The sequence below is a fragment of the Erwinia mallotivora genome, assembly GCF_000590885.1.
In the GTDB taxonomy this organism is placed as follows: Bacteria; Pseudomonadota; Gammaproteobacteria; order Enterobacterales; family Enterobacteriaceae; genus Erwinia; species Erwinia mallotivora.
In genome coordinates, this window is sequence record NZ_JFHN01000013.1 from 15,846 (window position 1) to 41,222 (window position 25,377).

24 protein-coding genes are annotated in these 25,377 nt (G+C 53.0%); 12 read left to right on the plus strand and 12 right to left on the minus strand.

The window, feature by feature from the left end; genetic code table 11:
- Positions 1 to 73: 73 nt before the first annotated feature.
- The gene (locus BG55_RS00720; RefSeq protein WP_034933132.1) at positions 74 to 1,609 is read left to right on the plus strand and encodes a SpoVR family protein; all 1,536 of its coding nucleotides are present in this window, start codon (positions 74 to 76) and stop codon (positions 1,607 to 1,609) included.
- A 171-nt stretch (positions 1,610 to 1,780) separates the two neighbouring features.
- Here the strand turns inward: BG55_RS00720 and fadR are convergent, their stop codons facing one another.
- The gene (gene fadR, locus BG55_RS00725; protein ID WP_034933135.1) at positions 1,781 to 2,500 is read right to left on the minus strand and encodes a fatty acid metabolism transcriptional regulator FadR; all 720 of its coding nucleotides are present in this window, start codon (positions 2,498 to 2,500) and stop codon (positions 1,781 to 1,783) included.
- Positions 2,501 to 2,799: 299 nt separating this feature from the next.
- On the opposite strand from fadR, the gene dsbB reads away from it, so the two are divergent.
- Positions 2,800 to 3,330, plus strand: a complete 531-nt coding sequence (gene dsbB, locus BG55_RS00730) for a disulfide bond formation protein DsbB (RefSeq protein ID WP_034933139.1) — start codon at positions 2,800 to 2,802, stop codon at positions 3,328 to 3,330.
- A gap of 280 nt (positions 3,331 to 3,610) precedes the next feature.
- On the opposite strand, the gene BG55_RS00735 is transcribed toward dsbB, so the two are convergent.
- From BG55_RS00735 to BG55_RS00745, 3 genes are all read right to left on the minus strand, one after another.
- A complete protein-coding gene (locus BG55_RS00735) occupies positions 3,611 to 4,051 on the minus strand; it encodes a cysteine cluster protein YcgN (protein ID WP_034933142.1) in 441 nt (146 codons plus the stop codon).
- A 63-nt stretch (positions 4,052 to 4,114) separates the two neighbouring features.
- Entirely contained in the window at positions 4,115 to 4,774 is a 660-nt protein-coding gene (locus BG55_RS00740; protein WP_034933146.1) for a fumarylacetoacetate hydrolase family protein, read from the minus strand.
- Between the two features lie 205 nt (positions 4,775 to 4,979).
- Entirely contained in the window at positions 4,980 to 5,255 is a 276-nt protein-coding gene (locus BG55_RS00745; RefSeq protein ID WP_034933149.1) for a YcgL domain-containing protein, read from the minus strand.
- Between the two features lie 156 nt (positions 5,256 to 5,411).
- Between BG55_RS00745 and minC the strand changes: the two genes are divergently transcribed.
- Genes minC through minE form a run of 3 tightly spaced genes read left to right on the plus strand, consistent with a single transcriptional unit; the run spans position 5,412 to position 7,222 of the window.
- Entirely contained in the window at positions 5,412 to 6,095 is a 684-nt protein-coding gene (gene minC, locus BG55_RS00750; RefSeq protein WP_034933152.1) for a septum site-determining protein MinC, read from the plus strand.
- A gap of 41 nt (positions 6,096 to 6,136) precedes the next feature.
- Positions 6,137 to 6,949: a septum site-determining protein MinD gene (minD, locus tag BG55_RS00755; RefSeq protein WP_034933155.1), complete on the plus strand. Its 813-nt coding sequence runs from the start codon at positions 6,137 to 6,139 to the stop codon at positions 6,947 to 6,949.
- 3 nt (positions 6,950 to 6,952) lie between these two features.
- Positions 6,953 to 7,222 (plus strand): cell division topological specificity factor MinE, encoded by a 270-nt coding sequence (gene minE / locus BG55_RS00760; protein ID WP_034933158.1) that lies wholly within the window; start codon positions 6,953 to 6,955, stop codon positions 7,220 to 7,222.
- A gap of 52 nt (positions 7,223 to 7,274) precedes the next feature.
- Here minE and rnd read toward each other — a convergent pair whose 3' ends face one another.
- The 5 genes from rnd to BG55_RS00785 all read right to left on the minus strand — a co-directional run bounded on the left by rnd (position 7,275) and on the right by BG55_RS00785 (position 13,918).
- Positions 7,275 to 8,393 (minus strand): ribonuclease D, encoded by a 1,119-nt coding sequence (gene rnd, locus BG55_RS00765; protein ID WP_200871585.1) that lies wholly within the window; start codon positions 8,391 to 8,393, stop codon positions 7,275 to 7,277.
- Positions 8,394 to 8,639: 246 nt separating this feature from the next.
- Positions 8,640 to 10,322 carry a long-chain-fatty-acid--CoA ligase FadD gene (fadD, locus tag BG55_RS00770; RefSeq protein ID WP_152542560.1) on the minus strand — a complete coding sequence of 561 codons (1,683 nt, stop codon included), beginning with the start codon at positions 10,320 to 10,322 and terminating at the stop codon, positions 8,640 to 8,642.
- A 208-nt stretch (positions 10,323 to 10,530) separates the two neighbouring features.
- Positions 10,531 to 11,127 carry a Slp family lipoprotein gene (locus BG55_RS00775; protein ID WP_034933163.1) on the minus strand — a complete coding sequence of 199 codons (597 nt, stop codon included), beginning with the start codon at positions 11,125 to 11,127 and terminating at the stop codon, positions 10,531 to 10,533.
- 118 nt (positions 11,128 to 11,245) lie between these two features.
- The gene (gene tsaB, locus BG55_RS00780) at positions 11,246 to 11,950 is read right to left on the minus strand and encodes a tRNA (adenosine(37)-N6)-threonylcarbamoyltransferase complex dimerization subunit type 1 TsaB (protein WP_034933254.1); all 705 of its coding nucleotides are present in this window, start codon (positions 11,948 to 11,950) and stop codon (positions 11,246 to 11,248) included.
- A gap of 57 nt (positions 11,951 to 12,007) precedes the next feature.
- Positions 12,008 to 13,918 carry a DNA repair helicase YoaA gene (locus BG55_RS00785; protein ID WP_034933166.1) on the minus strand — a complete coding sequence of 637 codons (1,911 nt, stop codon included), beginning with the start codon at positions 13,916 to 13,918 and terminating at the stop codon, positions 12,008 to 12,010.
- Between the two features lie 276 nt (positions 13,919 to 14,194).
- On the opposite strand from BG55_RS00785, the gene BG55_RS00790 reads away from it, so the two are divergent.
- Positions 14,195 to 14,956, plus strand: a complete 762-nt coding sequence (locus BG55_RS00790; protein ID WP_034933168.1) for a DeoR/GlpR family DNA-binding transcription regulator — start codon at positions 14,195 to 14,197, stop codon at positions 14,954 to 14,956.
- 169 nt (positions 14,957 to 15,125) lie between these two features.
- Complete coding sequence (locus BG55_RS00795; protein ID WP_034933172.1) at positions 15,126 to 15,479, plus strand: RidA family protein; 354 nt, start codon at positions 15,126 to 15,128, stop codon at positions 15,477 to 15,479.
- A gap of 16 nt (positions 15,480 to 15,495) precedes the next feature.
- Here BG55_RS00795 and BG55_RS00800 read toward each other — a convergent pair whose 3' ends face one another.
- Complete coding sequence (locus BG55_RS00800) at positions 15,496 to 16,509, minus strand: hypothetical protein (RefSeq protein ID WP_235192691.1); 1,014 nt, start codon at positions 16,507 to 16,509, stop codon at positions 15,496 to 15,498.
- 2 nt (positions 16,510 to 16,511) lie between these two features.
- Positions 16,512 to 16,694 (minus strand): YoaH family protein, encoded by a 183-nt coding sequence (locus tag BG55_RS00805; protein WP_034933175.1) that lies wholly within the window; start codon positions 16,692 to 16,694, stop codon positions 16,512 to 16,514.
- Between the two features lie 109 nt (positions 16,695 to 16,803).
- On the opposite strand from BG55_RS00805, the gene pabB reads away from it, so the two are divergent.
- The 4 genes from pabB (at position 16,804) to BG55_RS00825 (ending at position 22,256) form a co-directional block, all read left to right on the plus strand.
- Positions 16,804 to 18,168, plus strand: coding sequence for an aminodeoxychorismate synthase component 1 (pabB, locus tag BG55_RS00810; RefSeq protein WP_034933179.1), 1,365 nt, complete (start codon positions 16,804 to 16,806; stop codon positions 18,166 to 18,168).
- Positions 18,161 to 18,733: a CoA pyrophosphatase gene (locus tag BG55_RS00815; protein ID WP_034933182.1), complete on the plus strand. Its 573-nt coding sequence runs from the start codon at positions 18,161 to 18,163 to the stop codon at positions 18,731 to 18,733. Before pabB ends, BG55_RS00815 begins: the two co-directional genes overlap by 8 nt.
- 343 nt (positions 18,734 to 19,076) lie before the next feature.
- Positions 19,077 to 20,441, plus strand: coding sequence for an L-serine ammonia-lyase (locus BG55_RS00820; protein ID WP_034933185.1), 1,365 nt, complete (start codon positions 19,077 to 19,079; stop codon positions 20,439 to 20,441).
- A gap of 252 nt (positions 20,442 to 20,693) precedes the next feature.
- Positions 20,694 to 22,256, plus strand: coding sequence for a cyclic di-3',5'-guanosine monophosphate phosphodiesterase PdeD (locus BG55_RS00825; RefSeq protein WP_034933188.1), 1,563 nt, complete (start codon positions 20,694 to 20,696; stop codon positions 22,254 to 22,256).
- A gap of 34 nt (positions 22,257 to 22,290) precedes the next feature.
- On the opposite strand, the gene BG55_RS00830 is transcribed toward BG55_RS00825, so the two are convergent.
- On the minus strand, positions 22,291 to 23,856 hold the full coding sequence (locus BG55_RS00830; RefSeq protein ID WP_034933192.1) for a TerC family protein: 1,566 nt from the start codon (positions 23,854 to 23,856) through the stop codon (positions 22,291 to 22,293).
- Between the two features lie 534 nt (positions 23,857 to 24,390).
- Between BG55_RS00830 and manX the strand changes: the two genes are divergently transcribed.
- Positions 24,391 to 25,350 carry a PTS mannose transporter subunit IIAB gene (gene manX / locus BG55_RS00835; RefSeq protein WP_034933194.1) on the plus strand — a complete coding sequence of 320 codons (960 nt, stop codon included), beginning with the start codon at positions 24,391 to 24,393 and terminating at the stop codon, positions 25,348 to 25,350.
- Positions 25,351 to 25,377 lie beyond the last annotated feature (27 nt).

Sequence of the window (25,377 nt, forward strand, 5' to 3'; positions counted from 1 at the left end):
GTTAAAAATGAAAACGAAAGCTTTGCCGTTACATGATGTAACGTCGAGAAACGGTTTTTAAAAGGGGTGCGCTATGACGACTATCTTTGATGATGCCATGACCACAGCTAAACGCCTGAGTGATGGACCAGACTGGACTTTCGAACTGCTCGATGTGTACCTGAGTGAAATTGACCGCGTTGCCAAACTCTACCGACTTGAAACTTATCCGCATCAGATTGAAGTGATTACCTCTGAGCAGATGATGGATGCCTATTCCAGCGTCGGGATGCCAATAAACTATGCACACTGGTCGTTTGGTAAGAAATTTATTGAAACGGAACAACGTTACAAGCATGGACAGCAAGGTCTGGCGTACGAAATCGTCATCAATTCTAATCCCTGCATTGCCTATCTGATGGAAGAGAACACCATCACCATGCAGGCGTTGGTAATGGCCCACGCCTGCTATGGTCATAACTCATTTTTTAAAAATAACTATCTGTTCCGCAGCTGGACCGATGCCAGCTCAATCGTCGACTACCTGATTTTTGCGCGTAATTACATTACCCGCTGCGAAGAACGCTATGGCGTCGAAGAGGTCGAGAAGCTACTGGATTCCTGCCATGCGCTGATGAATTACGGCGTGGATCGTTACAAAAGGCCGCAGAAAATCTCTTTGCAGGAGGAAAAAGCGCGTCAGAAAAGCCGCGAAGAGTATCTGCAAAGTCAGGTTAACATGCTGTGGCGAACGCTTCCTCGTCGGGAGAGAGAGTCAACACAAGCTAAGGCCGCCCGCTATCCTTCTGAGCCCCAGGAGAACCTGCTCTATTTTATGGAAAAAAATGCGCCGCTGCTGGAGTCATGGCAACGGGAAATTTTACGCATCGTGCGTAAAGTCAGTCAGTATTTCTATCCACAAAAACAGACTCAGGTGATGAATGAAGGCTGGGCAACATTCTGGCACTACACCATTCTTAATCATCTGTATGATGAAGGAAAAGTTTCCGAACGTTTTATGCTGGAATTCCTGCACAGCCATACCAATGTGGTTTACCAGCCGCCTTATAACAGTCAGTGGTACAACGGCATTAACCCCTATGCGCTGGGCTTTGCCATGTTTCAGGATATCAAACGTATCTGTCAGGAACCGACTGAAGAGGATCGCTACTGGTTCCCGGACATTGCCGGCAGCGACTGGCTGGAAACACTCCATTTTGCCATGCGTGAATTTAAGGATGAGAGCTTTATCAGTCAGTTCCTCTCGCCGAAGGTAATGCGCGATTTCCGTCTGTTTACCGTTATGGATGATGACCGCAATAACTTCCTTGAAATTGCGGCTATCCATGATGAAGCAGGCTACCGGGCGATCCGCCAGCAGTTGTCTGCCCAGTATAATCTGAGCAACCTGGAACCTAACATCCAGATTTATGATGTGGACCTGCGAGGCGACCGTTCACTTACCCTGCGCTATGTTCCACAAAACCGCGCGCCGCTGGATAAAAGTCGTCGGGAGGTGCTGAAACATGTTCATCGCCTGTGGGGCTTTGATGTCCATCTGGAACAGCAGAACGAAGACGGCAGCACTGAAATTCTCGACCGCTGTCCACCGCGCCCGTCTGCCTTATAATCCCTTCGATCATCTGCCCCGGCCTGCCGGGGTTTTTTCTTTACGGCCAGACTCTGGCCGCCTGGCGTCGATATACGATCACTCTTTGCCCGCACGCAAGTCAGTATCCAGAGACCAGATGAAGAGAAGGATTTACCACAAAGAACCGGCTCAGGATGAACCGGCTACGATTTAATGCGACTTGAGAGACAAATCCGTGGGCATGGTATTCTGCATACCGTGCCAGATTTCCCCACTGCGACGCCCGTAATCCCGCACCGTGTCAACAATTTTATCAAACTGCTCCTGCTGACAAATACTCAGCAACTGCTGATAAAAGTCACGCGCCAGCTGGCGGGCTTCCGGATTGGAAAAATAATGGCGTCCGACCCGGGTATACAGGCCTTTGAGGCCGTTCAGGATCAGGCCATAGATAGGGTTACCGGAAGCAAAAGCCAGTCCGCGGAAAATATTGTAATCCAGTTCCGTATAAGCATCGGCCCGGTCTTCCACATCCTGCGCCGTGACCAGTACATCACGGGCTTTTTCCGGATAGGTACGAATGGCGCGGCGGATAAAAATGGATGAGATATTGGTTCTGACGGAAAGCAGATTATCAATCAACTGGGGAACGCTGTCATGATCAAGACGCGCCAGCGTTTCCAGAATATTCAGCCCTGAAGTTTCCCAGAAATTATTTACGCGGGTTGGCTTGCCGTGTTGGATAGTTAACCAACCATCACGAGCCAGCCGTTGCAGCACCTCACGTAGCGTGGTGCGGGTGACACCTATCAGCTCCGAAAGCTCCCGTTCAGCAGGCAGGATCGAGCCGGGAGGGAAACGATTATTCCAGATGCTTTCAATAAGATATTCTTCCGCGAAACCGGCAGGGCTCTGCGCCTTGATGACCATAGGATTTTGTTTCCGTTACGTTCACACGAGTGCAAAATTCGGCTCATCATACCAGATGCCTCCGGCATCACCTAGACTGCCCGTCAGGAAAACGATCGTCTTGCCGCAAATTTCCAAAAAAATTTGCCGGGGTGATTTATGCCGACCCACAGACTCATATCGGTCTTCATTTAATCAGTCAGCGTCAGTTAAGTTGATTTCGGGCTGCAATATTTTCGTCAGTAATTTGTCTTAACGGGCTGGCACAGCAACGCTTTTGGTTTACACTGCCCGTTTCACGCCCATTACACGGATTGATTATGTTGCGATATTTGAATGGCTGTTCCCGGGGTCGCGGAGCCTGGCTGTTGATGGCACTGACCGCTTTTGCGCTTGAGATGGTCGCGCTCTATTTCCAGCATGTTATGTTGTTGAAACCCTGCGTGATGTGTATTTATGAACGCTGCGCGCTGTTTGGGATTATGGCTGCGGGTCTGGTCGGCGCCATTGCCCCTAAAACCCCGCTGCGCTGGGTCGCTATCCTCATCTGGCTTTACAGCGCGATTGAAGGTCTGCGTTTGTCATGGGAACACACCATGATCCAACTGCACCCGAATCCTTTCACCACCTGCGACTTTGCTGCCCGCTTCCCGACCTGGCTGCCGCTGGATAAATGGCTGCCTTCGGTGTTTGTCGCCTCGGGTGACTGCGCCACAAAGCAATGGTCTCTGTTCTCACTGGAAATGCCTCAATGGTTGATCGTCATTTTTGGCGTCTTCCTGACAATCGGTGTTCTGGTGCTGGTGGCGCAGTTTTTCAGAGCGAAAAAACGCGAACTTTTCGCCCGCTGATAATGGCACAGCGCATATCGGGCAGCTAAGATGAAATGACCTTTCACTGATGGCAGGAGCCTGATGAAAAAGTCAATTCTTTCCTTAATCCTGATATTTTTCTCTTTCGCGTTGTCTGGCTGTTTGTGGCAACACGATGATCTTCACAGCGCGCCACCTGCCCCACCCGGTGGGCAGCAACCACCCGGTGCACCCGGTGGAAGTGGACCAGTTGGCCAGCCACAGGCTGGCGGATAAACAACCGGAATAAAAAAACCGCCTTTGTCAGGCGGTTTTTTTGTCAGCGATGGGGACGGTTAATAATATGATCTTCCCAGTCTCTGACCTCACTTTCACGCACTGCAATATGTCTGACGGAAATGCGGGCGGCGTGCATGGCTGCTTTTGAGCCCGTGCGCAGCGGGTGCCAGACAGGTAAGTTTTTACCTTCGGCAAGCACACGATAAGCGCAACTCGGTGGTAACCAGGAAAATGTGGGCAGGTTTTCGCGGGTCAACTTGATGCAGTCTTCTTCGTAATCAAAACGCCGCTCATAATGACGGCACTGGCAGGTTTTGATATTCAGCAGGTTACAGGCGACGTTGGTGAAGTAAATCTCATCCGTATCGGCGTCCTGTAATTTATTAAGACAGCACTCTCCACATCCATCACAGAGGGATTCCCATTCCTCGTCGCTCATTTGTTCCAGCGTCTTACGCTGCCAGAAAGGGGTCTCAGTCATGTTAGTTGTCCGGTTGAGAGAAAACCCGCACCTTATAAACAGTTCGGGCCTGAGATGCAAGTTTCAGAGAACGCGCGTGGCCACGCCATAACCGCCCAGCGACACTTCCAGCCTGTCACCCGAAAACATCGGACCCACACCCTCTGGCGTTCCGGTGATCACAATGTCACCGGCACGCAGGGTAAAAAAGCGGCTCATATAGGCAATTAATGGCAAAATTTTGTGGATCATATCCTGCGTATTCCCCAGCTGGCGAACCTCACCATTAACCATCAGTTTCAGCTCAATGTTCTGTGGATCGGCATTAAATTCGCTTACCGGGATAAAACCAGAAATCGGGCAGGAATTATCAAAACCTTTGGCTTTCTCCCAGGGCTGCCCTGCTTTTTTGCAACCTGCCTGCACGTCACGCAGCGTCAAATCAAGCGCCACGCCATACCCGGCAATAGCTTTAGCAACATGCTCCTCAGACGCCTGTTTTAAATCAGAACCAATCAATACCGCCAGTTCAACCTCATGATGGACGGCACCGAGGTCTTTAGGAATCGAAAGTGGCTGGCGTATATCACACAATGCCGTTGCTGGTTTGATAAATAATACCGGTTCGGCAGGCACTGCGTTGCCCATTTCCTTAATGTGTTTTGCGTAATTACTGCCAACGCAAACCACCTTACTTACCGGATAATCTAACAACGCGCCCTGCCAGTTATGATGCTGATACATAAAACTCCCCTTCCTGTGATAAGAACGGATGGTCAGTCATTGAGCATCCTTTCATGGTCCTGCGTGAGAAAAACGCTGTCCGGGTAACGAATATGTCTCTGCAATCAGACAGATTGTTATCCCCACACATTTTAAGATGGATCCTGGCGACAATTTAAATTCACGACTTGATGCATGAATAAAATATTTTACCGACGCATCCCGGTTAACTTTTTTTATCATCCGCCAGATGATGCTTAAGCAAATTTTCTACCGGAGGTGGAACCTGTAAATAATAGCCCTGCTCTTGCAGAGCGCTTTTCACTTTTGCTAAATCAGCACTGGCAAGACGTTTCGAACCGTCAAGCGGCAATATCATTGCCAGCTGGGGCCGCCCGAAGCCGTTGAGCAGTTCAGACGGGACCCGGTCGAAATCGTCTTTTTTTTCGACATACAGATATGTCTGATCGCGTCGGGGACTTCTGTAGATTGCACAAAACATATTTTTACCTGAATTAAGCTGGCTGCTCACTTGCCTGAATATAGCAGTAACTATAACATGCTTGCAGAACTTAAGAATATTGTTCCGCCGCGATTAAATGTCTCTCTTCAGGCATGATTTAGCGGGGAAACGAAATAACAGGAATGAGCGCGACAGATGTCACAAACGCCAATAGAGTTGAAAGGCAGCAGTTTTACTCTGTCTGTTGTTCATTTACACCACAATGATGCCGATATTGTTGGTCAGGCATTACAGGACAAAGTCAGTCAGGCGCCAGCATTTCTGAAAAATGCCCCTGTGGTGTTGAACGTTGCTTCACTGAGCAGCGAAGTTAACTGGCAACAGATGCAGCAGGCGGTCACCGCCAGTGGATTGCATGTTGTCGGCGTCAGCGGATGTAAAGATGAACAGTTGAAACGCATCATTGTTCGTTCTGGTCTGCCCCTTCTTTCGGAAGGCAAAGAGCAGAAAAAAGCCGCTGAGGTGGTTAAACCCAGTGAAACACCCGCAATCAAAACCAAAGTAATCAGTACCCCGGTCAGGTCCGGACAGCAGATTTATGCCAAAAACAGCGATCTGATTGTCACTAACAGCGTCAGCGCCGGGGCCGAGCTGGTTGCCGATGGGAATATTCATATTTATGGCATGATGCGCGGACGTGCGCTGGCGGGTGCCAGCGGTGACCGTGATTGCCAGATTTTTTGCACCAGCTTATCAGCGGAGCTCGTTTCCATTGCCGGTGAATACTGGATTATGGATCAAATTCCTGCTGAATTTTTTGGAAAAGCGTCGCGTCTTTGCTTAAAAGACGGCACCCTGACTATACAGGCACTGAACTGAGCAGGTTCACCAGCCCTTTCTTTTCTTAAGGAAATTATTTTATGGCACGCATTATTGTAGTGACTTCAGGTAAAGGAGGCGTGGGAAAGACCACGTCCAGCGCGGCCATCGCTACCGGTTTAGCCCAGAAAGGTAAAAAAACCGTGGTGATCGATTTTGATATCGGCCTGCGTAACCTTGATTTGATTATGGGCTGTGAGCGCCGGGTGGTATACGATTTCGTCAATGTGATTCAGGGCGATGCCACGCTGAATCAGGCATTAATAAAAGATAAACGCACAGATAATCTCTTTATCCTGCCAGCCTCTCAGACCCGTGATAAAGATGCCCTGACCCGTGATGGCGTGGAGAAAGTGCTGAACGACCTTGCCAAAATGGAGTTTGACTTTATCGTCTGTGATTCACCCGCTGGTATTGAAACGGGTGCATTGATGGCGCTCTACTTTGCCGATGAAGCGATCATCACCACCAATCCCGAAGTCTCTTCGGTTCGTGACTCAGACCGTATTTTGGGTATTCTTTCCTCCAAGTCCCGCCGCGCTGAAAATGGTCAGGACCCGATTAAAGAGCATCTGCTGCTGACCCGCTACAACCCGGGCCGGGTGAATCGTGGAGATATGCTCAGCATGGAAGATGTGCTGGAAATCCTGCGCATTCCTCTGGCAGGGGTTATTCCGGAAGATCAGTCTGTCCTGCGCGCATCCAATCAGGGTGAGCCGGTTATTCTGGATGCTGATTCTGATGCGGGTAAAGCATACGCTGATACCGTTGACCGTATCCTGGGTGAAGAACGCCCCTTCCGCTTCATTGAAGAAGAGAAGAAGGGTTTCCTGAAACGTCTGTTTGGGGGATAAACCATGGCCTTACTCGATTTCTTTTTATCCCGAAAAAAGAGCACAGCCAATATAGCCAAGGAGCGGCTACAAATCATTGTGGCTGAACGCAGAAGGGGTGACAGTGAGCCCCATTATCTGCCACAGTTGAAAAAGGATCTTCTGGAAGTGATCTGCAAATACGTGAAGATTGATCCAGAGATGCTCAGCGTCAAACTGGATCAAAATGATGATGATATTTCGATTCTGGAACTAAACGTTACGCTTCCGGAGGCGGAAGAAGCACCGAAATGATCCTCTTTCCTCCCGGATGTTCCCCTGCTGGTTCGCAGGGGAGCCCTCTGTCTTAATCGTGCAGAATGTCCCTGATCCCCGCCTGCAGCAACTCACCACGCCAGCCATCCAGCAGTTCCGGTGTCCGGTCACGCGGTTTCAGTTGCCAGTGCCAGTTCAGTAACTGATTGATCTGTCTGCGTGATGCCAGCAGCTCCTGACTGATGCCATTTTTTTCTGCCACTCCAGCCATCAGCGCCTTCAACGATTTGAAGATTTGTTTGTAGCCGGGATAGTCAATCAGATTGCTCAGTGGCTGCGGCAATTCACCCTCGTCCAGTTCATTTGCTCTGGCAACCATCGCCACCAGCGCTTTGCCATGAAAGCGAATTTCCTGGCCTGACAGCCCAAGATGGTCAAGTTCTCCCAGACTTCCCGGCATAAATCGCGCCACTTTCCACAGATTCTCTTCACGCACCACGAAGTTAACCGCCATATCTTTTTCGCGAGCCAGCTCGAGCCGCCAGGCAGCCAGCAAACGCAACGCGGCCAGCTGACGCGGGCGCAGCTGCCAGGCATTGGTGATGTCTCGCCAGGCCTCCAGGGGTTCCGTCACCATCCGTCGGCGCTGGCAGAGTAATTCACACTCATTAAGCGCAGCTGCAATGTTGCCTGCTGCCCGGGCAGTGGCCATCAGCTTTTCGGCGATCGGCAGGAGATAATAGACGTCGGCTGCCGCATACTGGCACTGTTTGCCGGTCAACGGACGTGCCAGCCAGTCAGTACGCGATTCACTTTTATCCAGCGCGATACCGGTGAAGGATTCAACCAGCGTGGCAAAGCCACAGGAAAGTGGATGGCCGTTAAACGCGGCGAGGATTTGCGTGTCGATCATTGGCGTGGGCAGCATGCCAAACTGATGGAGGAAAAGCTCCAGATCTTCGCTTCCGGCATGCAAAAACTTAATGATCTCACGGTTGCTGAGCAGTTCGCGAAAGGGTTGCCATTCAGTAATCGGCAGAGGGTCGATCAGCGAAATATGCTCACCATCATAAAGCTGGATCAGACCCGCTCCGGGGTAGTAGGTTCGGGTGCGAACAAACTCGGTATCCAGCGCGACGGCAGATACCTTACCGGCAGCCTCGCAGCACGCGGCCAGCGCTTCATTAGTGGTTATCAGGGTGTAATTCAAAATGTTCCTCGCGCTGTGGCGTGTTTACCTCAGTGTGGTTAGTGCCAGATTGCCCTTACTTCGGACGGCTTTGTTATTACGCACCGGGCGGTTAACAGGGCCTGCACCTCTCTGCCTGCTGTAACCCGCACTAGCACTCGCCATTGCGAGAGGTTAACCGGGCCCGGGTGACAGACTTTCGTCAACAGTAAAAACGCCGGGTTTTCCGGCGTTAGGCGCTTTTTGATGCAAAGTGAAGTGCGTTGTTCATCCCGCTTTAAGCAACTTTATCGCCTCGTCACGCAGTTCACGTCGCAAAATTTTTCCGACATTAGTTTTTGGTAAATCTTCGCGGAATTCAACTATCTTTGGAATTTTATAACCGGTCAGATGCTTCTTGCAGTGAACAAGCAACTCTTCGGCGGTGAGGGATGCATCCTTTTTCACCACGCAGGCTTTAACGGTTTCACCGGCTGAGCCACCCGGTACGCCAATTGCCGCAGCTTCCCGCACTTTTGGGTGAAGCATCAACACATCTTCAATTTCATTGGGGTAGACGTTAAAACCGGATACCAGAATCATGTCCTTTTTACGATCGACGATGCGAATAAATCCCTGAGAGTCAACGGTGACGATATCACCACTGTGCAACCAGCCATCTTTCAGCACTTCATCGGTGGCATCCGGACGCTGCCAGTAGCCCAGCATCACCTGCGGCCCCTTGATGCAGAGTTCTCCCGGTTCGCCTTCGCTCACCTCTTCCCCCTGATCGTTAACCAGTTTGATGTCGGTTGAAGGCACCGGCAGGCCAATGCTGCCATCGTGAACATGAATATCATAGGGGTTAACCGATACCAGTGGGGAGCATTCTGTCAGTCCATACCCTTCCAGCAGATAGTGTCCGGTCAACTTTTCCCAGCGCTCTGCCACCGCTTTCTGCACCGCCATGCCCCCACCCGCTGAAAAATTGAGGTCTGAGAAGTCCAGTTGCTGAAAAGCTTTATCGTTCAGTAACGCGTTAAACAGCGTATTGACGCCGGTAATGGCGGTAAAACGGACTTTTGACAGCTCCTTCACCATACCCGGAATATCACGCGGATTGGTAATCAGCAGGTCAGTCCCGCCAAGCTCAAGAAACAGCAGGCAGTTCACGGTCAGCGCAAAGATATGATAGAGAGGAAGTGCGGTAACCACCGTTTCCCGGCCATCCTTCAGCAGCGAGCCATAGGTCGCCCGCGTCTGCTCGAGATTGGCCTGCATATTACGATGGGTCAGCATCGCTCCTTTTGCCACGCCGGTAGTGCCGCCGGTGTATTGCAGGAAAGCCAGATCGTCATTAATGATATCCGGCCGTTGATACTGCATCTGCCGTCCCAGATGCAACACGCTTCGAAACGAAATGGCATCGGGCAGATGATAATGGGGAACCAGACGCTTGATGTATTTCACCACGAAATTGACCAGTGTCCCCTTTGCCGGCGAGAGTTGATCGCCCATGCGAGTCAGAATAACGTGCTTTATCTGCGTCTTATCGACGACTTTTTCCAGGGTGTGGGCAAAATTCGACACAATGACAATGGCACTGGCACCGCTGTCATTCAGCTGGTGCAACAGCTCACGAGGGGTATAGAGGGGATTCACATTGACCACAATCAACCCGGCACGTAATACGCCAAACAGCGCCACGGGATATTGCAACAGGTTGGGCATCATCAGGGCAACCCGATCGCCCTTTTTCAATCCCAGTCCCTGTTGCAGATAGGCGGCAAAAGCCCGGCTCCGCTCTTCAAGCAGACGAAAGCTCATCGTCTGGCCCATGTTGATAAAGGCAGGTCGATCACCGTAACGCTTTACTGCCTGTTCAAACAGATCGATAAGGGATGTATAGCGGTCGGCGCTGATTTCTGCCGGTACATCTGGCGGGTAGCGGTTTAACCAAACCTTATTCAAGAAAACACCTCGGAAATGATTATTCACAGTCATCACAATCTCGATCCGGCACGTTTGTTAACATTATTTTAACTCAGCGTACCAGTCAGCTCATCTCTCTGTGAAAAGGTTGCGAAGCCCATCACTAATTTTCTTCCAACCCGCGTAAATCAACAAAAACGCCCCGGAAACTGAGCCACAGTCGCCAGGGCACGTAAAATAAGGTTGGTTATTCCGTCAGGATGGTCTGCACCTGAGCCGGTCCCTGATTATAGAAATAGCCCGGAGGGGGTCCCCAATAGCCTCCACGATGACGGCCTGGGGGTGGACCGTACCAAATCCAGGGATCGATCGGCTGAGGAGGCGTAATAATCTGCTGTGTCAGATGCCAGCGCTGATAACCGGTGACGTTGATGGTCACGAAATTATAGGATGCCTGACCTACCTGCCCTTTTTCACTGCCGGTAACCGGTCCTACCACGGTGACCATCTGATTATTAAAATCTACCGGATCGGCAAAACCTTTGTTATCGGCATAAATGCGGCCAATCGACGGAGAACCTAACAGCGGACGGGCCGTATCATCCAGCCTCATCGCCGCAATTTCCAGCCGGGTGACACCATTTTTATTGGTAACTTTCACCACTTTGCCGCCGAAGCGGGATTCCTGACCGATATAGAGCTGGGGCGCATTCATGACCCGAACCAGATCCTGCTGCGGGCTGGGGGAGCTACCACGAACAGAGTCCGGGACGCTGACACATCCGGCCAGTAAAACGGCCAGCAAAACTAAACTTCCAGACTGCATTACCACACGTTTACGCATAATGTTCTCCCTGTTACCGAAAGCTTGGACTGCACCGCTGCGGAATAGTTGCGTGGCCGGCTAACAGACCAAAGCGCGGGCAGAACCTTATCCACTGCGCCTGACCTGTATCTGCCACTCAGTCGCGACCCGGCAACTTTTTCCATGTCACCTCATTACGCAGATAGGTCGGCTCTGCGTCTTCGGGCGCTACCGTGTTGCCCGCAGCCAGCGCCGCGCGCGCCAGCGGCAACATATCCTCCGCAGAGGGTAAGAACACGTCTGAGCCCTGTAAGTGCAGTCCATGACTGATTGCCACCAGCGACGGATAAGCGTCCCAGCCCGTCCCCACCTGCATCCACTCACCGGTCAGTTGCAACATGCGTTGCGTTGCCGCCTCTGGCTTCAGCACGGCTTCCGTCTCTTCACCCTGCCAGTTCCCCTGCTCATCCCGTTGATATTCAGCCCAGTAAACTTCTCCCATGCGCGCATCCGTCGCCGCCAGCACGCGCGTCGCGCCATGCAGACGCCAGGCACGTTGCGCCATCGTCTTCAGGGTGGAGACGCCTACCATGGGCAGCCCGGCCCCTAACGCCAGGCCCTGCGCAATGCCGATAGCGATGCGCACACCGGTAAAGCTTCCCGGACCACGGCCAAAGGCCAGCGCATCCAGCCGGGCCAGCGTGGTCTGACCTTCAGTCAGGATTTGTTGCACCATCGGCAGGATGCGTTGAGTATGCTCACGGGCGCATAACTCAAACTGCGCTTTGATCTGATCGTTCATCAGTAAGGCCACAGAACAGGCTTCGGTTGCCGTATCAATGGCTAAAATTTGCGGGGACATGAAGACCTCAGGCAGGAGAAAAAATTCGCTGCGCAGCATAACATACTGTGGATGAAATTACCCTTGAGGCGGCGATGTGAGAAAGGCCACCGCACGTTGAATATCGCGGGTACGAGGCGTCGGTGGCAGGCTGTTAAGGAAAACCGCGCCATAGGGGCGCATCACCAGACGATTATCACAAATCACCAGCACGCCACGATCGTCCACGTCACGGATCAGCCTGCCGACACCTTGTTTCAGGGTGATCACCGCATCGGGCAGCTGCACCTCATTAAAAGGATCGCCACCCCGCAGTCGGCAATCCTCCATTCTGGCTTTAAGCAGTGGGTCATCCGGCGAGGTGAACGGCAGTTTATCGATGATCACCAGCGACAGCACATCGCCCCTGACGTCAACCCCTTCCCAGAAACTGCTGGTAGCCACCAGCAACGCGTTTCCCGCTGCAATAAATTGCTTCAGCAGTTGCCCTTTACTGGTTTCCCCCTGTAACAGCACCGGCAGGGTCAGCAGAGTGCGAAACTCCTCCGCCAGAGAGCGCATCATCTGCCGGGAGGTACACAACAGAAAACAGCGACCATTGTTGGCTTCAATCAGCGGCAACAGCATCCGGGCCATCTGTTTCGCACTGCCGGGCTGATGAGTGGCAGGCAGATTTCGCGGTACGCACAGCAGGGCCTGACGGGCAAAATCAAAGGGGCTGTTAAGGATAAGCGTTCTGGCCGTGCTGACACCCAACCTTTCGACAAAGTGGGTCATCTGCTCGTTCACTGCCAGCGTCGCCGAGGTAAAGATCCAGCTGGCCGGACGTTCGTCCATCACTTCACGAAAACGTTCAGCCACCGACAGTGGCGTAAGCGCCAGCACAAAATGGCGGGCACTACACTCATACCAGTAACTGAACCCCGGCTGGCTGACATCTTTCAGCCGCCGCAGCCTTCCCCGATAAAGGGTGGCGCGTTCAAAAGCTGCGTCCAGCAGCGCAGAACGGCCCAGCGCCATTCTGGTCACGTCATGACAAAGTTCAAGTGCATCATCCAGCAGTAATAACGCGCGTTGAGTATTGGGATTATTAAGCATATCGCGCAGATTGCCGCGAAACCCCGGTTCACCCAGTGCCAGCCGGAAATCCTGCGCGCTCTGCGTCAGACGATCCGCCGATTTTTGCAACTGCTGCATATCGCGAATTTCCGTCCGATAGGCAATGGTGATATCTCGGGCAAGATCCAGCAGCTGTTTGCTGGAAATCTGCTGACCAAAATACTGGCTGGCAATATCCGGCACCTGATGAGCTTCATCAAAAATCATCACATCCGCCTGCGGGATTAGCTCGGCGAAACCACTCTCCTTCACCACCATATCCGCCAGAAACAGATGATGATTGACCACCACCACATCAGCATCCATCGCTTTGCGACGGGCTTTAACCACAAAACAATCCTGGTACTGAGGGCAGTCACTGCCCAGACAGTTATCGTTAGTACTGGTGACCAGCGGCCAGAGTGGACTGTCTTCTGTCACGCCACCACAGGTGCTGATGTCGCCATCAACGGTTTCAGACGACCAGCCGCGCAGGTGCACCAGGTCGCTCATTGCCTGGGCGACCAGTTCGCCCCCGGCCATCGATTGCTGCTCCAGCCGTTCCAGACAGAGGTAATTGCTGCGTCCTTTCAGCAACGCAAGCTTACCTTTGAATTTCAGAGCGCGGGCGACGGTGGGTAAATCACGACTGTAGAGCTGATCCTGTAAGGCTTTCGAGCCGGTAGAAACGATGACTTTTTTACCTGAACGCAGCGCCGGGGCCAGATATGCATAGGTTTTGCCCGTGCCGGTCCCTGCCTCCACCACCAGCTCATTTTTACTCTCAATGGCCTGTCTGACCGCATCAGCCATCTGGCGCTGAGGTTCACGCGGTTTAAAGCCAGGGATGGCCTGCGCTAACGCGCCCTCTGCTGCAAAGTCGTCTGCCACATATCCTCACTGCCAGCAAAAAAAAACGTCTTATTATGTCAGTCCGTACATCAGGATGCAAAAACGTAAAAAATGCATAATTACATAATCTTAGCGCGATAACGGCATCCGGTCTGCCAACAAGGGCTGACCGTCACCTAATAACAGGTCAGCGTGCTGATGGGGACGCAATTGCCGGATAATGAAACGCCCGCGTCTGTTCTCTCTGGGGCAAAAGCGTGGCCCGTGATATATTCAGCAGTATTATGCAGCTTTATGTCTGTTTAAGGGCGGATTATGGTCGATTATGATGCATTACCGGAGGAAAGACAGTCGCTGATTCACCAGATGCTGAACGAGAAAGGCAGAGTTATTGGCGCAGATATGGCCCGTCAGCTGGGGGTTTCCGAACATACTATTCGCCGGGATTTACAGGAACTGGCCCGCAAGGGGTTGTGCAAAAAAGTCTATGGTGGCGCGGTCAGTCAGCTGAAACAGTCGGCCAGTTTTGACATTCGCTCCGCACAAAATATGACGGAAAAATCACGCCTGGCAGAAAAATGTACAGCGCTGATTCGGCCCGACAGCTGTATTTTTATCGACTGCGGTTCGACGCATTTTGCCATGACGGCACACATTCCCGCACAGACAGAACTGACCATTGTCACCAATTCCCCGCAGATAGCGGCGGCCCTCAGCCCGCGACTCTGCGGCGAGCTGATATTACTGGGAGGCAAAGTCAACCCCAAAACTGGCAGTGCGCTGGGTTCAGATACCGTGAATCAAATCCGCAATATGGTTTTCGATCAGGCATTTATCGGCGTCTGTGCGCTAGATCCTCAGGCGGGGCTGAGTGCGGTTAACTATGAAGATGCCTGCTTTAAGAAGGAAGTCCTTGCCCAGAGCAGTGAAATTATTGCTGCGGTGACCGCCGACAAAATTTCGCAGGTGGCGAGGTATAAAGTTGCCCCCTGTGAAGATATTGATGTGCTGGTGGTGAGCGATAAAAGTCATGCCGTCGATTTCGCTCATCTCAATCTGCACATTGAAGTAGCCTGAACATCATCCCGGTTGAACAGGAGCCGGCTGGCATCGCCGGTGCAACAGGCCGCTGATTCAGGGCCGGTCAGTCAACAGATTACACCTGCACAGGCGGCACAGAGATGTTACTTTACCACACCCGAGCCGCGCCGATTGGGGCGTGAAAAATGATGATTAAGGTTTTGCCATGTCAGATGAAATAATCAGAGTCGAGCCAGTTGAACACCGGATGTCCGAAGCTGTCATTCACAACAATACCGTCTATTACACCAGCGTGCCTGACAATCTGGATGAGGATGCGGAGGCACAAACGGCCAACGCCCTGTCAGCCATTGATCGCCTGCTGACCCGCGCAGGATCGGATAAGAGCCGCATTCTTGATGCGACCATTTTTCTGGTGAATAAAGAGGATTTTCCGGCGATGAATCGCGCATGGGATGCCTGGGTGTCACCGGGCAATGCGCCAGTACGTTGTACCGTTCAGGCAGGATTGATGAATCCCGGTTATCTGGTGGAAATCAAGATTATCGCCGCCCGATAACCTGCTCCGTTAAGCGTCAGCGGCTGAAAAGCCGCTCTCTGCCAGCATCAGAGGGAAACACACAGCGCACATCGTGGCGACAGCCCGGCACCACGTCGAAGGGATGCGGCGTGACAGGCTTCAGCATCGCTGCGTCATAATGTGCATAATTGACCGCACGATCCAGCCGGTATTGCCCCTGACTCTCTGCGGCGCAGGATTTATCAAGAATGTGTTCATACCTGCCCGGTCCACTGCCCTGATCCTCGCCCCCTACCAGATAACTTACCGCTGCCGCACGATAGCGATCCCTCGCGCCCTCTGCGCTCCCCACCAACCATGCGGGAACCTTCTCCATTCCATATTTCCACTGATTCACCTGCCGGCAGCCGTTGGTCGGACGGGGATCAAACCACAGCCAGCTTCCCGGATCGGCGACCACGTAACGCATCCGTATCCCCGCCGGAGGGCGGGCAAAAGCAATATAGTGCTGAACAAACTGTCCGCCCGCAGAAAAACCCGCAAAGGTCACCTGATGCAGCCCAGGCCAGCGCTGTTTAAGCTGCGCCAGCAACTGATCGATTGCGGCAAAGGCGCTCAGCTTACCCTGTTCATCCAGCCCCCCCTCCAGCCAGGAATGGCAGTTCCACAGCACATCCCCCGCCGAAGGCGCAGGCAAACCGGGTGATTTACAGCGTTCATTCTGCGAAGCAGCAACCTGAAACAAAGGGGCGACGATCGGGATATGGCTGGCGGAGGCATTACCGCTGGCGGCCTGTCTGGCGGCACTGAGGGTTCTGCCTACATCGCGCGGATGACCGTGCATCACAATCAGGACAGAAGTGACAGGGTAACTTTTATCGGCGTTGGTAACAAAATAGTGAACATTTCCGGCAGCGTGACGGGCAGCAAAGCGGTATTCAGTCGCCTGTTGCCGCCAGTCATCAGCAGCCGCATGAGCAACAACCGGCAGCCCACCGCACAGCAGCATAAAAAGAAGGCGCGGCAGAACCGCGTGCCGCCCGTTCTTACCGCGCCCTCTTATCATCATCCCTACTCTTCATCTTCATCATCAAAACGGGCGGCAATCATCCCACCCGTATGATTCTCACGAATTTCGGCAGCCACCAGTTGAATGGCCTGGCCACTGCTCATTCCTTCTGCCATCAGTTGCTGAATGCGTTCGACAGCCTGTTGTTGCTGTTCATGGGACAGCGCCGGTAAACCAGTGATCATATCTGCTCCTGTGAGATTGCGCGGATTATCACACGAGGAACAAACAGATGCCAATAACAGAAAAATATGCCAGGCTGACGGGAAAATATTGTGCCGACCCTGAAACTGTATGCCGCCTGTTTACTCTTCTCTCCACTACACGCCTGATGCTCTGGAACAGCTGTTCAGCGCTGTATCCCACCAGCCGTGGGCAATGCTGTTGCACTCTGGCTTTGCCGCTCACAATGATAATCGTTTCGATATCATGGTCGCCGAACCGTTAATCACCCTGACCACCGTGGGCAACCTGACCACCGTTCACCGTATCGACAGCGTGACGGAAAGCGGTGAAGACCCGCTCTCTCTGCTGCAAAATAGCTTACAGGATGCGCAGTTGCAGGCCGATGAAAACGCTGACTATCCCTTCCAGGGCGGCGCGCTTGGTCTGTTTGGCTACGATCTGGCGCGTCGTTTTGAAAAACTGCCGCAACAGGCAGAACGGGATCTCTTTACCCCGGATATGGCAGTGGGCATTTACCACTGGGCGCTGATTGCCGATCACCAGCTGAAAAAACTGACGTTGATTACCCACGGCGACCCGGCTTCACGACTTGACTGGTTAGCCACGCTGAAACCACGGCACACCGGTAAGCCGTTCCGCCTGACCAGCCCGTGGGTATCCAATATGACCCGCGAGCAGTACGGAGAAAAATTCCGCCGTATACAACAGTGGTTACAGAGTGGTGACTGTTATCAGATAAACCTGGCGCAGCGCTTTCGGGCCAGCTATTGCGGTGATGAGTGGCAGGCTTTCCGCCTGCTCAATCAACAGAACCGTGCCCCGTTCAGCGCTTTTATCCGCCTGCCGGAAAGCACCCTTATCAGCCTGTCGCCGGAGCGTTTTCTGAACATCACCGGGCGGCTAATCCAGACCCGACCCATCAAAGGCACCCTGCCACGTCTGAGCGATCCGGCTGAGGATCTTGCTCAGGCCAGCAAGCTGGCAAACTCGCCAAAGGATCGTGCGGAAAACGTCATGATTGTCGATCTGCTGCGTAATGACATTGGCCGGGTCGCGAGTCCGGGCAGCGTACAGGTGCCGGAGCTGTTTGTGGTCGAGCCTTTTCCGGCCGTCCACCATCTGGTCAGCACCATCACCGCCAGGCTGCGCCCTGAACTGACCGCCTGCGACCTGCTGCGCGCCTGTTTTCCGGGGGGGTCAATCACCGGGGCCCCCAAAGTCAGAGCAATGGAAATTATTGATCAACTGGAGCCGCACCGGCGCAATGCCTGGTGTGGCAGCATTGGTTACCTCAGCTTTTGCGGCAGAATGGATACCAGTATCACCATCCGCACGTTAACGGCGGAAAACGGTCATCTGTACTGTTCGGCGGGCGGCGGTATTGTGGCTGACAGCAGTGAACAGGCCGAGTATCAGGAAACCTTTGATAAAATAAATCGTATCCTGCCCTGTCTGGGGAACGACGATGTCTGAGGTGCCGCTGACGCTGGCCGCTTTCATCAGTCGATTTTTGCTACAGCCACCCGCCACGCAGACGCCATGCGTGGCGGGTCGTCAGGCTGCCGTGCTGGTGCCCGTCGTTAATCGCCGCCATCCCACACTGTTACTGACCCGACGAGCCAACACGCTGCGCAAGCATCCCGGCCAGGTGGCATTTCCCGGCGGTATGATGGACAGGGACGATCCTTCGTTGATTGCCACTGCGTTACGCGAGGCACAGGAAGAAATCGCGCTTCCGCCAGAGTGTGTCGATGTACTGGGGGTACTGCCACCGGTGACCAGCAGCAGCGGCTTTCAGGTGACCCCTGTTGTTGGCATCCTGCCGGACAATCTGCGCTGGCGGGCCAGTGATGAGGAAGTGGAATCCATTTTTGAGATGCCGTTACAGGAAGCACTGCGTCTGAACCGCTACTCGTCGTTGGATATCTGGCGTGGTGGCCTGTCTCATCGAGTCTGGCTGTCCCGGTTTGATCATTATTTTATCTGGGGCATGACCGCCGGAATTATTCGTCAGCTTAGTTTGCAGGTCGCTGACTGAACCCGCCTGAGTCTCCTGCTGCCCTCTGGCAGGCATAAGGCTGTCAATCCGGCACTGAGTGTCTTTTTTTACTGTCGCTTTTTGCCCTCAACATCTCTCCTGTTCAACTTAACCACTGCAAAACGGGCTTTGATGCTATATATTGCAGCGCTGGTTCCGGGACCATCCCCTCCTGTCAGTGGTAAAGCCTTTGAGTGCTCTGACTGACAGCCCGATCGGTGCATTCAGCCATAATTTTTTTGTCTGAACCTGATTAGTTTATTTCATGCGAAGATCGGAGGTCGGATGATTACTATTACCGCATCAGTTTCCCAATATTTCCGGTGTGCTAAAGGAGCAGAGTGTGATTAGCGTTTTCGACATGTTCAGAGTGGGCATTGGCCCCTCCAGCTCCCATACCGTAGGCCCAATGAAAGCCGGTAAACTGTTTGTCGATGAACTGACCAGCGCGGGTATCCTGACTGACGTCACGCGCATTGCCGTTGACGTCTATGGTTCGCTGTCACTGACCGGTAAGGGGCACCATACCGATATCGCCATCATTATGGGATTGTCCGGCGCGGCACCGGAAACCGTAGACATTGATGGCATCCCGGCATTTATTCGTGATGTTGAGGAGCAGCAACGCCTGCTGCTGGGCAATGGCCGCCATGAGGTGGCTTTCCCGCGTGAAGGTGGGATGGTGTTTCGCAGTGAAAACCTGTCACTGCATGAAAACGGTATGCGCATCACTGCGTTTAACGGCGAACAGTCCATTTTCAGCAAAGTCTATTACTCTATCGGCGGCGGTTTTATCGTTGATGAAGCCCATTTCGGTCAGTCAACGCTTAACGAAGTTTCCGTGCCCTATCCCTTCGATTCTGCTAAAGAGATGCTGACACACTGCCATCAGACCGGTCTTTCCCTCTCCGGGATGATGATGAAGAATGAACTGGCGCTGCACAGCAAGGCAGAAATTGAGCGCTATTTTGCTGATGTCTGGCAAAACATGCGCGACTGTATCGATCGCGGTCTGAATACCGAGGGCGTATTGCCCGGCCCGCTGCGTGTTCCGCGCCGTGCCTCCGCGTTGCGTCGGCTGCTGGTTTCTTCTGACAAACTCTCCAGCGATCCGATGAACGTTATTGACTGGGTTAATATGTTTGCGCTGGCCGTTAATGAGGAGAATGCCGCCGGGGGCCGCGTGGTAACCGCGCCGACTAACGGTGCCTGCGGCATCGTCCCGGCAGTTCTTGCCTACTACGACCACTTTATCCAGTCAGTCAGCCCCGACATTTTTATCCGCTATTTCCTTGCCGCAGGCGCAGTGGGCATTCTTTATAAGATGAACGCCTCGATTTCCGGTGCAGAAGTGGGATGTCAGGGAGAGGTTGGCGTCGCCTGCTCGATGGCGGCGGCGGGCCTGGCTGAACTGTTGGGGGCCAGCCCCGAGCAGGTTTGCGTGGCGGCAGAAATCGGCATGGAACACAATCTGGGGCTGACCTGCGATCCTGTGGCCGGTCAGGTGCAGGTTCCCTGTATTGAGCGCAACGCCATTGCTTCAGTGAAAGCAATTAATGCCGCCAGAATGGCGATGCGACGCACCAGCGAAGCCAGAGTGTCACTGGATAAGGTGATTGAAACCATGTATGAAACCGGTAAAGACATGAACGCTAAATACCGTGAAACCTCGCGTGGCGGACTGGCTATTAAGGTACAGTGTGATTAATTGTCTGCTGCCGTTCTGATTTCGCTTTACCGCTCTTTTTTAACTGACTGACGCAGGCTGAAGGCATAAAAGTGTGCAGACAGCCTGGGTTTTCCGGTTTAAAAAGTCGATGTATTTCACGGAAATAGTAAGTCAACTCACTGTTTTAGCTCGCCCTGCATTTCCGCCAATAAAGACTAAACTTAGTACTGATTCTGCCGATATCAGGGGTTTGGTTTCTGAATTATTGTTTCGATCAAAGGGTGATGACTGATGCAAATGTCCCAGGAAGTTTTAGGACAGTTTCGCCGTAAGCGCTTGCTGATCGCTTTGACGGTTGCCGCGTTGGTGCTTATCCTGACCCTGGCCCTGCGTTTTTTCGAAGAAAAAAGCCGTATTGAACAGCAATCCCATACCTTTGCAGGCAACGCCATCCAGCGCTTCGATCGCCTCTTTTCGCCCCTGGATGTTGCTGCCAGCAATACCCTGGGACTGGTAGGGTTGCCCTGTGATGAGGTGCGTTTTCCGCTGATCGAAAAGCTGGCAACGTTGCAGACCGTGCGTTCAATTATCCTGGTGGATAAGGACAGCATGTACTGTTCGAGCATCTACGGCCGCAGTGAGATAAATTTCAGCAGCACCTATCCGGAACTGGCGGTAAACAATCAGCGCATGATGCTTGGCATTGATGAGCATTTGCTGAAAGGGACCCCAATCCTGCTGCTGTGGACGCCGCAGGATACCGATAACCGCTCAGGGATCCTTCAGATCATTAATATCGAAATGATCAGCAACTATCTGCTTGAGCCAACCCTGCCCTGGGTTGAGCGCGCCATTTTTAACGTGGGCGGCCGAAGTCTCGAATACGGTAATCCGCTGCTGGAACAGGCCCTGCCCGCTGATGACGAGGTCAGCTACCAGGAGTCTTCGCTGCGTTATCCCTTCAGTATTACGCTGTTCGGTCCGGCTCCTGGCCGGATGGCGCTGATTACCCTGCCTTCGCAACTGCCACTGGCACTGTTGCTGAGCCTGCTGACCGGTTATATCGTCTGGCTGGCAACCGCAAATCGTATGAGCCTCGCCTGGCAAATCAGCTACGGCATTACCGCCAGGGAATTTATGGTTTACTGCCAGCCACTGATTAATTCACGAAGTGGCGACTGCGATGGGATTGAGCTGCTGTTGCGCTGGCATAATCCCCGCCAGGGCTGGGTGCCACCGGATGTGTTTATTCCCCTGGCAGAGCAACATCACCTGATTGCCTCCCTGACCCGCTTCGTGCTCGGTGAAGTCGTTCGTCAGTTACCCACGCTGCCAACCAGCCCCACATTTCATATCGCGATTAATGTGGCCTCCGGCCATTTTCGCGATCGGGAAATTATCGACGATCTGCAAAAACTCTGGTGGCCCGCCAGCCCGCTGCCCCAGCTGATTGTCGAACTGACCGAGCGCGACGCCCTGCCCGCAGTGGATCAACGGGTGGTTTCCCATCTGCATAAAATCGGCGTCAAACTGGCGATCGATGATTTTGGCACCGGCCACAGCTCCCTCTCCTATCTGAAAACGCTGAGTCCGGATGTGCTGAAGATTGACAAGGTTTTTACCGCAGCAATCGGCACCGATGCCATCAATGCCACGGTCACGGATATGGTGATTTCTCTGGCACAGCGGCTGAATATCAGTCTGGTGGCGGAAGGCGTTGAGACGGCAGAACAGGCAGAATATCTGCGGGAAAGAGGCGTGGATGTGTTACAGGGATATTTCTTTGCCCGCCCGATGCCTCTGGGCGACTTCCCCGAATGGCTGACGGAATACAAAAACAGTCTTAACCACTGAAAAACAGGTCGCCATCTGGCGACCTGCAACAGGATTATGCTTCGCTTTCTTCATCATGCGCATCGCGTTCGCGGGTGACACGAACCAGATCGATACGATAATCCGTCGCTTCCAGAATCTGGAAACGCAACGGTGGCAGTTCGATGCTTTCGCCCACTCGCGGCAGCTGCCCTTTCTGCGCAATCAACAGGCCAGCCAGCGTGGCGTGATCATGGTCCGGATCGACCAGTCCCTGCGTATCCAGCAGTTGCTGTAAAGAGTGCAGATCTGTCCCTCCCTTCACCAGCCATCCCTCACCATCGGCAATAATATCCGGCGTTTCATCTTCGTCAGGAAACTCTCCGGCAATGGCTTCCAGCACGTCCAGCGGAGTAATCAGCCCCTGCACCACGCCAAACTCGCTGGTCACCACCACAAAGCTTCCTTTTGCCCGGCGCAGGACACCCAGCAGATTAATCGGGTCGAGGGTATCGGGAACAATGATCGGCGGTGTCGCCGCCGCAAAGGTTGCCACGTCCATGCCATGTTCGAGGGCTACCAGTAACTCTTTCGCCCTCACCACGCCGATAATTTCATCCAGTTCACCCCGACACACCGGGAACAGGCTATGGGGGGTATCCAGCAGCTGGATGCGGATTTCATCCACCGGCCGTGCGGCATCCACCCAGGAGATGTCACCACGCGGCGTCATGATGCTGCGCACCGAACGGGAGGCCAGGGTCAGCACCCCGTTGATCATATAGCGCTCTTCATCCTTGAATGCTTCCTGTGGCAGTATCTGGGCGACTTCCGTCCCTTCGGCATGATTCGCTTCCTGACTACGACGGCCCCCCATCAGGCGCAGTATTGCCTCTGCGGTACGTTCACGCATCGGCTTACGCGCCTGATTACGCATAAAGTTGACCCGCGCAATCTGATTAAACAGCTCAATGAGGATGGAGAAACCAATCGCCGCATACAGATACCCTTTCGGAATATGAAAACCGAAACCTTCTGCCACCAGGCTCAGACCAATCATCAAGAGGAAGCTCAGACAGAGCACCACCACCGTTGGATGAGCATTGACGAACCGGGTCAGGGGTTTAGAGGCCAGCAGCATCACGCCCATTGCGATAATTACCGCAGTCATCATAATCGCCAGATTATTCACCATCCCGACGGCGGTGATGACAGCATCCAGCGAGAACACCGCGTCCAGCACGACGATCTGTAATACCACGGCCCAGAAACTGGCATAGCCTCTGTTACCCCCGTCCGCATGGTCACGATTCTCAAGGCGTTCGTGCAGCTCCATCGTCGCTTTGAATAACAGAAATAATCCACCCACCAGCAGGATCAGGTCTCGCCCTGAAAAACTGAACTCACCGACGCTGAACAGTGGTCGGGTCAGAGTGACCATCCACGAAATCAGTGACAGCAGCCCCAGACGCATAATCAGCGCCAGCGACAGGCCAATCAGGCGGGCTTTGTCCCGCTGCTTAGGCGGCAGCTTATCGGCGAGAATGGCGATAAACACCAGGTTATCAATACCGAGAACAATCTCAAGAACAACCAGCGTGAGCAAACCGGCCCAGATTGAGGGGTCCAGAAGAAATTCCATTACAGACTCCGAAAAAAGGTGCAGTAAGACGCAGCAGGCGAACGCAAAATCGCACAGCACGAAGCAACGCAGGATTGAGAAAAGATATCGTCAGGTGACGGGGAAATACGGGCCGGATAATCCGGAGAAATGATATAGCGACGTCGGTGACAGTCCATAGGGAGGGCTGATGCCCGTTACTCCTGTGTTAAATAAGAAACAGTACTGTAATCAGCAACTCAGCCGCCGTCAAAATATTTTCTTACATTTACATTGTTTTAAGCGGTTTTGTGTTGCAGTTTCAAAATACCTTTGACGGTTAATGTAACGAGCGTCTCAATTACGGAGCATCGTCACACATTTTATTTTTTCGCAAACTAAAATAATTCCCGTCTCATTAACTGAGTCCGTGATGGTTTAACGGGGTAACCCGCGCTGACCATAATGCAATAAATCCATGTTCCTGATGTTCAGGCTTAATGCGTTCGCGTTGAGCTGAATAATGATGCGGCTCTGCGTTACGCGGCCGTGGAATCACGCATAAGGAGGTAGCAGGTGAGTATTGCGATTGTTATCGGCACGCATGGCTGGGCTGCGGAGCAACTGCTGAAGACCGCAGAAATGCTGCTCGGTGAACAACAGAATGTTGGGTGGATTGATTTTGTGCCCGGGGAAAATGCGGAGACGCTGATTGAGAAATATCAGGCTAAACTTGCCGATGCCGACACCAGCCAGGGTGTGCTTTTTCTGGTCGATACCTGGGGAGGCAGTCCGTTTAACGCTGCCAGCCGTATTGTAGTTGATAAAGATAATTACGAAGTGATCGCCGGGGTGAATATTCCGATGCTGGTCGAAACATTAATGGCGCGTGATGACAATCCCACGCTGAGCGAACTGGTCGCGACAGCACTGGAAGCCGGGCGCGAAGGCGTTAAGGCGCTGAAAGCAAAGGAACCTGAGCCCGTTGTGGTCAGATCCCCCACGCCAGCCCCGGCAATGCAAAAACCCGCCGGCCCCCATGAGCATATGAAAATTGGCCTCGCCCGCATCGACGATCGCCTGATCCACGGCCAGGTGGCTACCCGCTGGACCAAAGAAACAAACGTCAGTCGTATTATCGTCGTCAGCGACGAAGTGGCGGCTGACAAGGTGCGTAAAACATTGCTGACTCAGGTAGCTCCGCCGGGAGTAACGGCCCACGTGGTGGATGTCGCCAAAATGGTACGCGTCTGGAACAACCCGAAATATGCCAGTGACCGCGTAATGTTGCTGTTTACTAACCCTGGTGATGTGGAACGGCTGGTGGAGGAAGGGGTTAAAATTACCTCCGTGAATATCGGCGGGATGGCATTTCGTCAGGGCAAGACGCAGGTAAATAATGCCGTTTCCGTCGATGAGAAAGACATCGCTGCATTCAGAAAGCTCAACGAACGCGGTATTGAGCTGGAAGTACGCAAGGTTTCCAGCGATCAACGGCTGAAAATGATGGATCTGATTAATAAAATGGCCCGCTAGCCACCCCCCAACTTTATTACCTGCTTC